The sequence below is a fragment of the Arthrobacter sp. L77 genome, assembly GCF_000816565.1.
GTDB lineage: Bacteria > Actinomycetota > Actinomycetes > Actinomycetales > Micrococcaceae > Arthrobacter_D > Arthrobacter_D antioxidans.
This window is the reverse complement of sequence record NZ_JWSU01000004.1, coordinates 306,956-319,344: the sequence shown is the minus strand read 5'-3', so window position 1 is coordinate 319,344 and position 12,389 is coordinate 306,956. Positions and strand designations below refer to the sequence as shown.

Annotated in this window: 15 protein-coding genes; 8 read left to right on the top strand and 7 right to left on the bottom strand. The window is 69.8% G+C overall.

What is annotated here, in order from left to right; translation table 11 throughout:
* Positions 1–16: 16 nt before the first annotated feature.
* Entirely contained in the window at positions 17–649 is a 633-nt protein-coding gene (locus RY94_RS04040) for a uracil-DNA glycosylase (RefSeq protein WP_043442061.1), read from the top strand.
* Positions 650–710: 61 nt separating this feature from the next.
* On the opposite strand, the gene RY94_RS04035 is transcribed toward RY94_RS04040, so the two are convergent.
* The 4 genes from RY94_RS04035 to RY94_RS04020 form a co-directional block, all read right to left on the bottom strand.
* The gene (locus RY94_RS04035; RefSeq protein WP_043442058.1) at positions 711–1,019 is read right to left on the bottom strand and encodes a hypothetical protein; all 309 of its coding nucleotides are present in this window, start codon (positions 1,017–1,019) and stop codon (positions 711–713) included.
* Positions 1,020–1,220: 201 nt separating this feature from the next.
* Positions 1,221–1,433: a hypothetical protein gene (locus RY94_RS04030; RefSeq protein ID WP_043442055.1), complete on the bottom strand. Its 213-nt coding sequence runs from the start codon at positions 1,431–1,433 to the stop codon at positions 1,221–1,223.
* The gene (locus tag RY94_RS04025) at positions 1,430–1,915 is read right to left on the bottom strand and encodes a MarR family winged helix-turn-helix transcriptional regulator (RefSeq protein ID WP_043442052.1); all 486 of its coding nucleotides are present in this window, start codon (positions 1,913–1,915) and stop codon (positions 1,430–1,432) included. Before RY94_RS04025 ends, RY94_RS04030 begins: the two co-directional genes overlap by 4 nt.
* A 128-nt stretch (positions 1,916–2,043) precedes the next feature.
* Positions 2,044–2,463, bottom strand: a complete 420-nt coding sequence (locus tag RY94_RS04020; protein WP_043442049.1) for a DUF1801 domain-containing protein — start codon at positions 2,461–2,463, stop codon at positions 2,044–2,046.
* Between the two features lie 131 nt (positions 2,464–2,594).
* Between RY94_RS04020 and RY94_RS04015 the strand changes: the two genes are divergently transcribed.
* The 3 genes from RY94_RS04015 (at position 2,595) to RY94_RS04005 (ending at position 5,653) form a co-directional block, all read left to right on the top strand.
* Entirely contained in the window at positions 2,595–3,662 is a 1,068-nt protein-coding gene (locus tag RY94_RS04015) for a spore photoproduct lyase family protein (RefSeq protein ID WP_043442047.1), read from the top strand.
* Between the two features lie 81 nt (positions 3,663–3,743).
* Entirely contained in the window at positions 3,744–4,907 is a 1,164-nt protein-coding gene (locus RY94_RS04010; RefSeq protein WP_231554406.1) for a glycoside hydrolase family 26 protein, read from the top strand.
* Positions 4,904–5,653, top strand: coding sequence for a YqjF family protein (locus RY94_RS04005; RefSeq protein WP_231554405.1), 750 nt, complete (start codon positions 4,904–4,906; stop codon positions 5,651–5,653). The genes RY94_RS04010 and RY94_RS04005 overlap by 4 nt, the downstream gene beginning before the upstream one ends.
* Positions 5,654–5,663: 10 nt before the next feature.
* Here RY94_RS04005 and RY94_RS04000 read toward each other — a convergent pair whose 3' ends face one another.
* A complete protein-coding gene (locus RY94_RS04000; protein ID WP_043442045.1) occupies positions 5,664–6,362 on the bottom strand; it encodes an SDR family oxidoreductase in 699 nt (232 codons plus the stop codon).
* A gap of 123 nt (positions 6,363–6,485) precedes the next feature.
* Between RY94_RS04000 and RY94_RS03995 the strand changes: the two genes are divergently transcribed.
* From RY94_RS03995 to RY94_RS03985, 3 genes are read left to right on the top strand one after another with little or no spacing between them, the layout of a single operon-like run.
* Positions 6,486–6,923 (top strand): nuclear transport factor 2 family protein, encoded by a 438-nt coding sequence (locus RY94_RS03995; RefSeq protein WP_043442043.1) that lies wholly within the window; start codon positions 6,486–6,488, stop codon positions 6,921–6,923.
* A complete protein-coding gene (locus RY94_RS03990; protein WP_043442041.1) occupies positions 6,920–8,335 on the top strand; it encodes a purine-cytosine permease family protein in 1,416 nt (471 codons plus the stop codon). The genes RY94_RS03995 and RY94_RS03990 overlap by 4 nt, the downstream gene beginning before the upstream one ends.
* On the top strand, positions 8,322–9,014 hold the full coding sequence (locus RY94_RS03985; RefSeq protein WP_052273910.1) for a cyclase family protein: 693 nt from the start codon (positions 8,322–8,324) through the stop codon (positions 9,012–9,014). Before RY94_RS03990 ends, RY94_RS03985 begins: the two co-directional genes overlap by 14 nt.
* Here the strand turns inward: RY94_RS03985 and RY94_RS03980 are convergent.
* Complete coding sequence (locus RY94_RS03980; protein WP_043442032.1) at positions 9,011–9,874, bottom strand: aldo/keto reductase; 864 nt, start codon at positions 9,872–9,874, stop codon at positions 9,011–9,013. The two genes, RY94_RS03985 and RY94_RS03980, sit on opposite strands and share 4 nt — an antisense overlap.
* Positions 9,875–9,951: 77 nt before the next feature.
* Positions 9,952–11,082, bottom strand: a complete 1,131-nt coding sequence (locus RY94_RS03975; RefSeq protein WP_442853433.1) for an alcohol dehydrogenase catalytic domain-containing protein — start codon at positions 11,080–11,082, stop codon at positions 9,952–9,954.
* A gap of 106 nt (positions 11,083–11,188) precedes the next feature.
* Here RY94_RS03975 and RY94_RS03970 point away from each other — a divergent pair, with 106 nt between their 5' ends.
* Entirely contained in the window at positions 11,189–12,385 is a 1,197-nt protein-coding gene (locus RY94_RS03970) for a TerC family protein (RefSeq protein WP_043443505.1), read from the top strand.
* Positions 12,386–12,389: the final 4 nt, after the last annotated feature.

The following is a 12,389-nucleotide window of genomic DNA, read 5'->3' as shown; positions in this document are numbered from 1 at the left end:
GGAATTGGTACAGCGTATGTCAGACCCCACGTACAGGGCACAGCAGTGGGAACAGCGATACGATCCGCAGATCGAGGACGTGAACCGGCTGTGTGACACCCTGGCCGAGTCGAAGCCGGGGTCGACGGTGCCCTACATCGATCCCATCCACGACGTCGATGGCTGCAAGATCGTCAGCCTCTTCTCCAACCCCGGAGCATCCCTGCCCTCCGGGTTCGTCTCGTTCGAGAACGACGACCCGAGTTCCATCCGTATGGCGGGAATCTACGAGGCCGTCGGCCTGCGGCCCGACGCCTTCATGCCGTGGAACGCCCACCCGTGGTACCTGCCCGAGGGCAAGGAGCGGGCGCTCACCATGGACCAGATCGCCGACGGGGTGAAACCCCTGCTCACCTTCCTGCAGCAGGTCCCGCGGGCGTCGGCGCTCGTGGCGCACGGCGCCGACGCGCACAAGGCAGCGCGCCGGCTCATGAAGCTCGAGAACCGGGCCATCGCCAAGCGCGGATTCAAGATCTACGAGGTCCGCTCTCCCGGGGAGCGTGCGTTCAAGGGCACGCCCGTCAACCAGGAGCTCTGGCTGAAGGAGATCCAGGCGGCCTACACCGATGCGATGGGCCGCGCCGGCATCCGCGCCCGCCAGTCCATCTAGGCTTCTTCCAACTCACCGTTCCCTGGCAGGGGCGGGGAGACCTGCGCCGCGCGGGTCCGCCTCAGGCGCGGTCCGGGCATGCGTGGAGCGGGGTCTCGGCCGGGTGCTCCCTCGAACGCTCCAGGACCAGCCCGCGCAGCGTCGCCGCGATGTCTTCGATGGACTGCTGGACCCACACGAAGGCGTCGTCGTCCGTCAGCCGCGTCTCGGTGTCGGGAGCGCCCGCGCGGTGCGCGAGGGCGAGGCGCGCGACGGTCCCCTCCAGATGTTCCAGCAGCGCGTCCGTCTCGGCCGTGAGCTGATGGACGAGGGCGTCCCGGCCACCGGACGCCACGAGGAGCGCGCTCCGGTACGGCGTGGCTTCATCCATGGGCGTACTGGCAGGAGGGCACTGTGTGCTCATACGTTCGAGGCCTCGGTCTGTGTGATGACGGCACCCTGATATCGCTCAGGGGCGAGATAGGCATTGATAGGAACAGTCTGGCATTGCCCGGCCGTATCCTCAGGACCCCATGCCGTACGGATCCCGCATGTTACCGATGAGTACGCAGCGTGCGTCCGTCGCCGTCCGTCATGGCTCGCGCCTCGAGGTGAGGTAGGTCGACCCGTCCGGGTTGCGCACCACCGTCCACTGCTGCAACTCCTCCTGCCGCGCCTTCTGCGCATCGTCGTCGCGGTAGACGATCGGACCCGCGGTGCTGCCGCGCTGGGCAGGCCCGAAGAACATCCGGAGTTTCCCGGTGGCCTGCATGAAGCGGGTCGACAGCGGTTCCTTCTTGCTCATCGCGGGTTCCCTCCTGGTGCGGTGCGGGCGGAACCCGGGAGTTCCGTCCCCGTGGCCCGGATGATGGCGTGCATGGCGTCGTTCAGGGTCTCCACCTGCTCACGCGTCAACCCGAGCCGTTCCATCATGGTGGCGGGTACCTGGCGTGCCGCTGAGCGAAGATCGCGGCCCGCCGGCGTGAGGTCGACGGCGAGGGCCCGCTCGTTGCCGGGGACGCGCGTGCGGGAGAGCAGTCCCTGCGCCTCGAGCCGCTTGAGCATGGGCGAGAGGGTCGCGGATTCCATCGCCAGGGCCCGACCGACGTTCCGGACCGTGCGGGGACTCTCCTCCCACAGGGCGAGCATCACGAGATACTGCGGGTGGGTGAGGCCGAGCCGCTCGAGCACGGGCCGGTAGGCGCCGACCACGCTCCTCGAAGCCACCGACAGCGCGAAACACAGTTGCCGCTCGAGCAGGAGATCCTCGTCGAGGGTCGTAGCCATCGGTCCTCCGGATTCCTTGCAGGGATGAAGTGTGCGCGAATGGTTAGTGTACTACCGATCCGCCACGTGCCTGACCCGGTGTGGTCCTGCGGTTCGGTGCCCGGGGTGTGTCGTCGGGCTGCGCCGGGCTAGGTGATGTGCTCCGTCGCCATGAAGTCGTATCCGCGCCGCACCAGGTCCTCGAGGACGGCGAGGTCGACGGCCGCGAGGGAGGTGATGTACAGGCACCCGGCGCCCCGCCGGTGCTTGCCGAGGCGTGGCAGCAGATCCTCCGCCCCGGGTGCCGCGAGCAGACCGTAGAGTGCCTGCGCCGTGGTCCGCGGCGAGAACCCGACGGACAGGGCATCGCCCTCGTGCCCCGACGCATACCGGTAGTGGTACCGGCCGAAACCGATCATCGAGGGACCCCACATGACGGCGCGCTCGCCCGTGACCCGCCCCATGAGGTCGAGCAGGACCAGCGCATCGGCGCGCCGTGTCGGATGCGCGATCGCTTCGATGAAGGAGCGCGGGTCCTGATCCGTCGGCTGTGTCAGCAATTCGGCCACGATCCGGCCACCTTTCCCCGGGGGCGCGCCGTCGGCACCCGTGCAGCCACAGTAGACCGGGTGCCGGTGCGCCGGAAGTGTCGGTGGCGGCGGGTACGGTCGATGCACCACCGGACACCGCGAGGGGTTGCATGCTCCAGGCCAACAGGCTGCTCCAGATCAGCCGCATCTATGTCGAGCCGGCCGCGGCTGTCCTGCCCCGCGGCCAGGAGATCCTCGCACGGTGGCCGGATGCCGACGTCGTCGAGGTGGCGAGCCACTGGCGCATCCCGGAACTGAGCGGGGACGAGGCGAACGTCCGCCGATGGGTCCGCATCAAGACCGAGGCGCTGATCATCGGCGTCAAGAAGTCGCTCACCGCGAAACCCAACGGGAGGTCGGCGGACTTCATCGCGCCCTCGACGGCGAACGGCTGCGCCATGGCGTGCGCCTATTGCTACGTCCCGCGCCACAAGGGCTACAGCAACCCCATCACCGTGTTCGCCAACATCGATCAGATCAGCGGCTACCTCGAACGGCACGTGGCGCGGCAGGGCATGAAGCTGGAACCCAACCAGTGCGACGAGCACGCCTGGGTGTACGACATCGGGGAGAACAGCGACTGCTCGGTGGACGCGCTCGTCAGCGACAACGTGCGGGACCTCGTGGACCTGTACCGGGACCTGCCGACCGCCAAACTCTCCTTCGCCACCAAGTACGTGAACCGGGACCTGCTCGCGTGGGACCCCCGGGAACGCACCCGCATCCGCTTCTCCCTGATGCCCGAGAAGCTCGCCCGCACCGTGGACGTGCGCACCACGCCGGTCGCGGAGCGGATCGCCGCGATCAACGACTTCGTGGAGGCGGGCTACGAGGTCCATGTCAATTTCTCCCCGGTGATCATCACGCCCGGGTGGCAGGACGACTGGCGTGAACTCTTCGGCCAGCTCGACGCCGCCCTCTCGCCCGCGGCCAGGAGGCAGCTCGCGGCGGAGGTCGTCTTCCTCACGCACAACCAGCAGCTGCACGAGGTCAACCTCGGGTGGCACCCGCAGGCCGAGGAGATCCTCTGGCGGCCGGACCTCCAGGAGACCAAGCAGTCCCAGAACGGGTTCACGAACGTGCGCTACGTCGCCTACGACAAGCGGGGCTACCTCGACGAGTTCCTCCGCCTCGCCGCCGCGCAGCTGCCCTACTGCCGGATCCGCTATGCCTTCTAGCGCTCGCCGCACCGGGGCCGTCCGCCGCACCGAGGCGGGCCTCCGCGCCGGGCACCGCCCCTCCGACGGTAGATTGTCCCCGTGGTCTCAAACCTTGCGCGCCTCGTCATGGCGCTGGTGCTCCTGTGCCTGTGCGCCTGCAACATCAACCCCGCCGCCGTCCCGTGCGACCCCATCGACGGCCGGAACCTTGCACCGGCCGACGGCACGCTCATGGGCGTGAACCTGGAGTGGGGGAGGGAGACCCTCGCCGAGTACTCGGACAAGCTCGGCGACCGCCCGGCCGTCGCCGTGACCTTCGCCGACTTCCCCTTCGCTCCCGAGGACCCGGATCTCATCAGTGCTGCCGCCGAGCAGGTGCGACAGACGGGAGCCACCCTCCTGCTGACGCTGGAGCCGGTGCACGGGCTGGCGGCGGTGACCGACGACCGCGCGGAGGAACTCGCGGCCCTGCTCGCGGGCTTCAACACCAACGGGGTTCCGGTCGTGGTCAGGTTCGCCCATGAGATGAACGGTTCCTGGTACGCCTGGGGGCAGCAGCCCGACGAGTACATCGCGGCCTTCCGCCGCGTGGCCGACGCCGTCCACCGGGCCGCCCCGGGGTCCGCGATGATGTGGGCACCGAACTACGGCGGCGGCTACCCCTTCGCCGGGGGCGCCCAGGAGTCCCGGCCCGGAGCCGCCGGCTTCGCGGCGCTCGACACCACCGGGGACGGTGCGTTGACCGCGCTCGACGACCCCTATGCGCCCTACTACCCCGGCGACGACGCCGTCGACTGGGTGGGCATGTCCCTCTACCACTGGGGGAGCGCCTACCCCTGGGGTGAGAGCGAGATGCCGGAGGAGGGCAAGTTCGCCGCCCAGCTCACCGGTACCTACGACGGCGACAACGGCGACGAATCGATGCTCCCGGACTTCTACGCCGACTACGGCGTGGGCCACGGCAAGCCCGTCGCCATCCCGGAGACCGCGGCGCTCGTCGATGATGACATCGGCAACCTGCGGACCCTGAACATCAAGCGTGCCTGGTGGCAGCAGGTGTTCGACCCGAGCATCCGGGAGCGCTTCCCGCGGCTCGCGATGGTCAACTGGTTCGAGTGGAACAAGGTGGAACCCGAGGTGGGCTCGGCCGTGGACTGGACCGTCGTCGAGGATCCGGCGGTCCGCGCCGAGTTCACGGCCGCACTGCCCGACTGGTACCGGTTCGCCGGGGAACCCGAGGACTGTGGGGAGCCGCTGTCATGACCACCGATCATCACCGGGACCCGGACCGGTACCTCGCCCCGGAGCTGCCACGCCCCGTGATCATGGACCAGTACTGGGCGGACGCCGTCTTCCTGCACTGGCGGATCGACGCCGCGGCCGTGGCCGGCTTCATGCCGCCCGGCGTCGTGCCGGACGTGGTGGACGGCTCGTCCTGGGTGGGCCTGATCGGCTTCCGGATGGTCGGCGCCGGGCTGGGCCGCGGCCTGCCCGTCCCGTACTTCGGGTCCTTCACCGAGATCAACGTCCGGCTCTATTCGCGGGGCCCCGACGGCACCCGCGGCGTCGTGTTCGTGACGCTGGATGCCTCCCGCCTGGCCGTCGTCCTCGCCGCCCGCGCCGGCGGCATCCCGTACGTGTGGTCGAAGTGCGCGCCGGTCGCGCGCGGGGAGGGTGCACGCCGGGAGTACGGGTACGACGTCGTCCGGTACCGGCGGCAGGCCTCGTCCCGCTTCGCCGTGCGACCGGACCCGGCGACGACGGCGGAGGACGCACTGTCCCTGGAGCTCACGGCGCGCTTCGGGCTGCACAGCGTCCTCGCCGGACGCACCCTCTACATCCCCAACACCCACACGCCGTGGCCGCTCCACCCGGCCGTCCTGACGGAGTTCGACGACGGGCTGCTCGCCGCCGCGGGGCTCCAGGTGGACGGTCCGCCGGAGTCCGTGCTGTTCTCGCCGGGCGTGCAGACGCAGTTCGGGAAGCCCCGCGTGGTCCACGGGGGCTGATCGAACGGCTTTACGCGAGCGCGATGCCGGAGGGCCGGATGCTCAGCGTCTCGATCGTCGACTCGCGGGTCGCGTCCACGGCGAGGCGCACGGCCCGGGCCACCTGGTCCGGCTGGATCCACGCCTCGGGCCGGTAGTCCTTGCCCTCCCAGGCATGCAGTTCCTCCTGCATGTCCGTGGCCACCCGGCCGGGGTGGATGGAGCTGACGCGGACGCCGTGCCGGCGCTCCTCCTCGCGCAGGGCATCCGTGAGGGCGCGCAGCGCGAACTTGGTGCCGCTGTAGGCGGCGGAGCCCGCCCCGGAGCTGTAGCCGGAGCCGCTGTTGATGGCGATCACCTGGCCGCCGGCGGCGCGCAGGGCCGGCAGCAGTGCCCTCGTGAGGGAGGCCACGGCGAACACGTTGACCTCGAAGCTCTCACGCCACGCGTCGTCGGACAGGTCCGCCACCGAGCCCATCCGCAGGACGCCCGCGGAGTGGACGAGGACGTCGAGTCGCGGGATGCCGGCCACCGCGGCAGCCACCTGGCCGGAATCACGCAGTTCGGCGGCGAACGGTTCCGCCGAGGGGAACGACGACGACAGCTCCGCGAGGGCTGCGACGTCGCGCCCGCCGAGCAGCAGATGGTGCGTGGTGCCGAGCTCGTCGGCGATGGCACGGCCGATGCCGCGGGAGGCGCCCGTGATGAGGGCGACGGGGGAGGAGGACATGCCTTCACCCTAGCAACGCGCTGTTCGGCCCCTGGGCGTGCTTTGACAATGAAGTCCACGTCACACAAGATCACCTGACAACAAAAGTTCACTGGGGGACAACTTCGAGAGATGAGAGGGCACATGCCTGACCTGAACCCACCCCATGAGGTCCTCACGGAGGTCGAGGTCCTCGCGGCGGCCGACGTGCTCGTGGCCGCCTTCCGCGCGACCGACACCGAAGCCTATTTCCGGTGCTTCGCCCCGGACGCCACCTTCGTGTTCCACACGGAGCCCCGCCGGCTCGAGGACAGGGCCGCCTACGAGGAACTGTGGGCGGGATGGATCGCCGACGGCTGGCGCGTGACGGAGTGCATCAGCGGCGCCCCGCGCGTGCAGGTGTTCGGGACGACGGCCGTCTTCACCCATGACGTCCGCACGACCACCTCGGTCGGAGGCGCGAGCGAGACCACCAGCGAGCGGGAGACGATCGTGTTCCGCCGTGCCGGGTCCTCCATCGAGGCCGTCCACGAACACCTGGGCCCCGCCCCCCAGGACACCACGGAAGAGAGCGCCGCATGACGCAGGCCACCCGGACCTCGGCGTATCGGCGCCTGTCCGACCACCTCGACAAGAACTCCGACGGCTACGGTCCCCTCCGCGGCACGCTCGGGACCGCGCGCATGGGCATGATCTGGCTCGCCGCCAACCTGGTCGTCACCACCCTGCTCACCGGGACGCTCTTCGTCCCGGGTATCAGCTGGGGGCTCGCGGTCGGCATGATCGTCCTCGGGACCCTGATCGGCGGCTCGGTGCTGGTGCTGGTCGGGAACATGGGCACACGGACCGGCCTGGCCACGATGTCGCTCACCAAGGGCTCCTTCGGGCTCCGCGGATCCTTCCTCCCGGTCGCCGCGAACGTGATCATCCTGATGGGCTGGAGCTGGGTCCAGGCGATGCTCGCGGGGGTCACGGTCAACTTCCTCGTGGAGCAGGCCACCGGGTTCTCCAGCCCGGTCCTGTTCTCCGTCCTCTGCCAGCTGCTCGTGGTCTGCCTCGCGATCTTCGGGCACACGGGCATCGCCCGCGTGGAGCCATGGCTCGCCCTCGTGATCCTCGCCTTCATGGCCTACATCTTCACCACGGCATTCCTCGCCTACGGTCCCGCGGACTTCGCAGCGATCCCGCAGGACGCCGCCGCCGGATGGACGCCCATCGCGACCCTCGACGTCGTCATCGCGACCGCCATCTCCTGGACCGTGCTCTCCGCCGAGTTCAACCGCCTCGCCCGGACGCAGTCGGCCGGCATGATCGGTTCCGGCATGGGCTACGTCCTGTCCACGGTCCTCGCCATGACCCTCGGGGCCACGGCCATCGGCTACGTGGTGCTCGACGGCGGCGAGGCCGTTCCCTTCGATCCCACCGTGATCGTCGCGGTGTTCGGCGCACCGCTGGCCGTCGTGATCTTCCTGTCCGTCATGGCCACGAACACCATGGTGGTCTACGGGATGGTCGCCTCCGTGGTGAACATGGCGCCGTCGCGCCGCGTCACCTTCCTGCCGACGGCGATCGTCCTCGGCGTGATCTCGGTCCTCGGCTCCACGTGGCTGGCGCTCCTCGACCAGTTCACCGCCTTCCTGACGGTGATCGGCGCGCTGTTCATCCCGGTCTTCGCCGTCATGCTCGTCGACTACTACGTGGTGAAGTCGCGCCACTACGGCCGTGACATCCTGCGCGCCCGCGGCGGGGAGTACTGGTACCGCGGGGGAGTCAACATCGCCGCCGTGCTGGTGTGGCTGGTCGGGGCCGGCGCCTCCCTGGTGCTGACCTACCGTGTCCCGAGCCCGATCGGTGCCACGATCCCCACGTTCGTGCTCTCGGCCGTGCTGTACCTGGCCTGGGCCGCGGCCACCGGCCGGATCGACCGCACGCGGCGCCCCCACGTCCATCTCCTCGACCTGCCGGACGAAGGCCCCGCCCGTGCTGATCGTTGACCTGTCCCAGCCGGTCCATACCGGGATGCAGGTCTATCCCGGCGACCCGGAGGTCACGCTGACCACGGTGGCCACCGTGGTCGAGGACGGCTACCAGGTGGCGTCCCTGCACGCCGGCTCCCACACCGGGACCCACCTCGACGCGCCCCTCCATTCCATCCCCGGAGGGCGGGCGGTGGACGCCATCGACCTGTCACGGCTCGTGGGGCCCGCGAGGATCGTGCGGTGCACGGGCCGTGCGCCCCGGGAGACCATCGGGTGGTCCTCCGTGGCGGAGCAGCTCGAGGACCTCGACGGCGTCGCCATGGTGCTGTTCCGCACCGACTGGTCCGAGCACTTCGGTTCCCAGCGCTACCTCGAGCACCCGGTCCTCGCGGCCGAGGTGGCCCGGCGGCTGCTCGCCGCCGGGATCACGGTGGTCGGCGTCGACACCCTCAACCCGGACGCCACCCTCGACAACGGGGACGACCTGCCGTTCCACACCGTCTTCCTCGGGGCGGACGGGGTGATCGTCGAGAACCTGGCGAACCTGGCGCAGGTCACATGGGACCGACCCCTGGTATCGGTGCTCCCGCTGGCCCTGGCCGGGACGGACGGCGCGCCCATCCGCGCCGTCGCGATGCAGCCGGACGCCACCGACAGGGACGGCCGACCGGAGGTCCCTGGGCAGTACGGCTAGTCGGTCCGGGAGAGCATCGCGATCTCGTCGGAGGACAGCTCGAGCTCCGCGGCACGGGCCGAATCCTGGATGCTCTCGGGGCGGGACGCGCCCGGGATGGGAATGACCGTCGGCGCGAGGGCGAGTTCCCAGGCCAGGCACACCTGCTGGGGGCTGACGCCGTGCGCGTCGGCGATCTCCTGGAAGGGCGTGAACTGCTCGCCGAGTCCGCCGGCCTTCTTGATGCCGCCGAGCGGGCTCCACGGCAGGAAGGCGATGCCGTTCTCGCCGCAGTACACGAGCTCGTCCTCGCTGGAACGGAACGCCGGGGAGAACTGGTTCTGCACCGAGGCCAGGGCGCCGCCGAGGATCTCGTTCGCCTTCCGGATCTGGTGCACGGTGGCGTTGGAGATGCCCGCCAGGCGGATGACACCCTCGTCCAGCAGGTCCTTGAGGGCACCGACCGAGTCCTCGTAGGGGACCTCGGGGTCGGGCCGGTGGAACTGGTAGAGGCCGATGGCGTCCCCGCCGAGCCGCTTGAGCGAGGCCTTCGCGGCCTCCTTCAGGTACTCCGGGCGGCCGTTCAGCGTCCACGAGCCGTCGCCCGGCCGGAGGTGCCCGCCCTTGGTCGCGACGAGGACGCCGGAGCTGTCCGCGCCGTAGTGCGCCAGGGCCTTCGCGATCAGCAGCTCGTTGTGGCCCACCTCGTCCGCGTCGCGATGGTAGGCGTCCGCGGTGTCGACCAGGGTGACGCCGGCGTCGAGCGCCGCGTGGATGGTGCGGATGGAACGGTCCTCGTCGGGACGTCCCTCGATGGACATGGGCATGCCGCCCAGGCCGAGGGCGCTGACCGGGGTACCGCCGAGCGAGCGTTGCTGCATTGTCGTTCTCCTTTGGATAGACGTGCCGACCACATGGTAAGCACGCTTCGGAGGGCGCGGCGACCCGGGCCCGGGCCCTAGCCGAGCGTGAAGATCCGCCGTACCACCCGTCCCTCGGCGAGTGCGTCGAGGCTCTCGTTGAGGTCCTCCAGCGGCCGGGTGTCCGTGTGGAGGAGCTCGACCGGCAGGCGCCCCTCCCGCCACAGCCGCAGGTAGGCGGGGATGTCCCGCTCCGGGACGGCGTCCCCCATGTAGGAGCCGAGCAGGCGGCGTCCCAGCCCGGCGAACTGCAGGGCCTGCGTGGAGATCTCCTGGTCGGGGTGCGGCAGGCCCACGGACACGAGGGCGCCGCCCCGGGCGAGCAGCTGCAGGCCCGCCTCCATGACACGGGCGCTGCCCACCGCCTCGATCACGACGTCGGCCCCGCCGTCCGTGGCGCCCCGCACGAGGTCGGAGGCCTCCTCCGGGGCACCGGCGTGCTGCGCTCCGCAGCGCAGGCCGAGCTCCTGCTTGGAGGCGAGCGGGTCGATCGCGATGACGGTGGTACCGGGGATCTGGGCCGCGGCCATCACGGCCATGAGGCCCACCGCGCCGAGGCCGAAGACGACCACCGACTGCCCCTCCCGGACGGCGGCGGTGTTCAGGACGGCGCCGATCCCGGTCAGGGCCGCGCAGCCGAACATCGCGGCGACGTCGAAGGGGACGTCGTCGTCGATCACGACCACCGACTCGCGGGCCACGACGGCGTACTGCGAGAACGCCGAGACGCCGAGGTGGTGGTTGATGCGCGCGCCGCCGGCGTCGCGCAGCAGGGCGGGCCCGTGCAGCAGGTCGCCGCTGCCGTTGGACTCCGCGCCCCGGTAGCAGAGTGCCGGTCGGCCGGCCGAGCAGGCGCGGCACTCCCCGCAGGCGGGCACGAAGACGAGCACCACGTGGTCGCCGACCCGCACGTCGACGACGCCGTCACCGACGTCCTCCACGACGCCGGTCGCCTCGTGGCCGAGTGCCATCGGCAGGGGGCGGGGGCGGGAGCCGTTGATGACGGACAGGTCCGAGTGGCACAGGCTCGCCCGGGCGATCCGCACCAGCACCTCGCCCCGGCGCGGTGCTGGAACGGGAACCGATTCCAGGGACAGCGGGGCGCTCGTCGCATAGGGAACGGGCAGGTCGGCGGCGCGCAGCACCGCAGTGCACATCATCGGGCTCATGGGCATTCCTCGTCATAAAGGTAGGGACTGCGCCAGTCTAGGGGCGTGCCCGTACCGTTAGCGGGACAATCGAGGACCACACCAACGACGACGGGAGATGCGCAGCATGGAAGTACCGTTCTACGTCTGGGTCGGCACGATGATCGGCATCATCGGGCTGCTGCTGTTCGACTTCTTCTTCCACGTGCGCAAGGCGCACAGCCCCACGCTGCGCGAGTCTGCGATCTGGTCCTCGATCTACGTGGGGATCGCGCTGCTGTTCGGGATCGGCGTCCTGGTGTTCGGCGGGACGACCATGGGCACCGAGTACTTCGCCGGCTACGTCACGGAGAAGGCGCTCTCCGTGGACAACCTGTTCGTCTTCCTCATCATCATGGCCAGCTTCAAGGTGCCCCGCGCCGATCAGCAGAAGGTGCTGCTGTTCGGCATCGTGTTCGCGCTGATCGCCCGCACCGGATTCATCTTCCTGGGGGCCGCGCTGATCAACAGCTTCGCCTGGGTGTTCTACATCTTCGGTCTGATCCTCCTGCTGACCGCGGGCAACCTGCTGAAGCCGGACGCGCACGACGACGACGGCGACAGCCTCATCATCCGGCTCGCCAAGCGTCTCCTGCCGGCGTCCGAGCACTACGACGGCGACAAGCTGTTCACCATCGAGAACGGCAAGCGCGTCCTCACGCCGATGCTGCTGGTCATGATCGCGATCGGGGCCACGGACATCCTCTTCGCCCTCGACTCCATCCCCGCGATCTTCGGGCTGACCCAGAACACGTTCATCGTGTTCACGGCCACGGCCTTCTCGCTCATGGGCCTGCGGCAGCTGTACTTCCTGATCGACGAGCTGCTGGACCGCCTGATCTACCTCTCCTACGGCCTCGCCGTGATCCTCGGGTTCATCGGCGTGAAGCTCATCCTCCACGCGCTGCACGAGAACACCCTGCCGTTCATCAACGGCGGCGAGCACGTCGAGGTGGTCGAGATCAGTACCGGGCTCTCCCTGGGTGTGATCCTCGGGGTGCTCGTCGTGACCGTCCTGGCCTCGGTCCTGAGTCCCAAGGGGCGGGCGAAGAACGCCATCTCCGGGGCGAAGCGGCACGCCTCCGAGTACCTGGACCTCAATTACGAGACCGACATGGCGGAGCGCGAGAAGATCTTCGCGAGGCTGTGCGCCGAGGAGGAGGGCCTGAGGAAGCTGCCCGAGAAGTTCAAGCGCCTCATCCGGAACGAGACCGAGTTCATGGAGCTGATCCGCACGGCGCATGCCGAGCACGACGCCGCGCTCGAGCGGGAACCGCGCGGGTAGGAAC

Excerpts from the sequence above, each read along its gene's own strand:
- RY94_RS04035 (WP_043442058.1), bottom strand. The coding sequence starts at position 1,019 with ATGGATGAAGCCACGCCGTACCGGAGCGCGCTCCTCGTGGCGTCCGGT.
- RY94_RS04015 (WP_043442047.1), top strand. The coding sequence starts at position 2,595 with ATGCTCCAGGCCAACAGGCTGCTCCAGATCAGCCGCATCTATGTCGAG.
- RY94_RS04040 (WP_043442061.1), top strand. The coding sequence starts at position 17 with ATGTCAGACCCCACGTACAGGGCACAGCAGTGGGAACAGCGATACGAT.
- RY94_RS04005 (WP_231554405.1), top strand. The coding sequence starts at position 4,904 with ATGACCACCGATCATCACCGGGACCCGGACCGGTACCTCGCCCCGGAG.
- RY94_RS04025 (WP_043442052.1), bottom strand. The coding sequence starts at position 1,915 with ATGGCTACGACCCTCGACGAGGATCTCCTGCTCGAGCGGCAACTGTGT.
- RY94_RS03990 (WP_043442041.1), top strand. The coding sequence starts at position 6,920 with ATGACGCAGGCCACCCGGACCTCGGCGTATCGGCGCCTGTCCGACCAC.
- RY94_RS04000 (WP_043442045.1), bottom strand. The coding sequence starts at position 6,362 with ATGTCCTCCTCCCCCGTCGCCCTCATCACGGGCGCCTCCCGCGGCATC.
- RY94_RS03995 (WP_043442043.1), top strand. The coding sequence starts at position 6,486 with ATGCCTGACCTGAACCCACCCCATGAGGTCCTCACGGAGGTCGAGGTC.
- RY94_RS03970 (WP_043443505.1), top strand. The coding sequence starts at position 11,189 with ATGGAAGTACCGTTCTACGTCTGGGTCGGCACGATGATCGGCATCATC.
- RY94_RS03980 (WP_043442032.1), bottom strand. The coding sequence starts at position 9,874 with ATGCAGCAACGCTCGCTCGGCGGTACCCCGGTCAGCGCCCTCGGCCTG.
- RY94_RS04030 (WP_043442055.1), bottom strand. The coding sequence starts at position 1,433 with ATGAGCAAGAAGGAACCGCTGTCGACCCGCTTCATGCAGGCCACCGGG.
- RY94_RS03975 (WP_442853433.1), bottom strand. The coding sequence starts at position 11,082 with ATGAGCCCGATGATGTGCACTGCGGTGCTGCGCGCCGCCGACCTGCCC.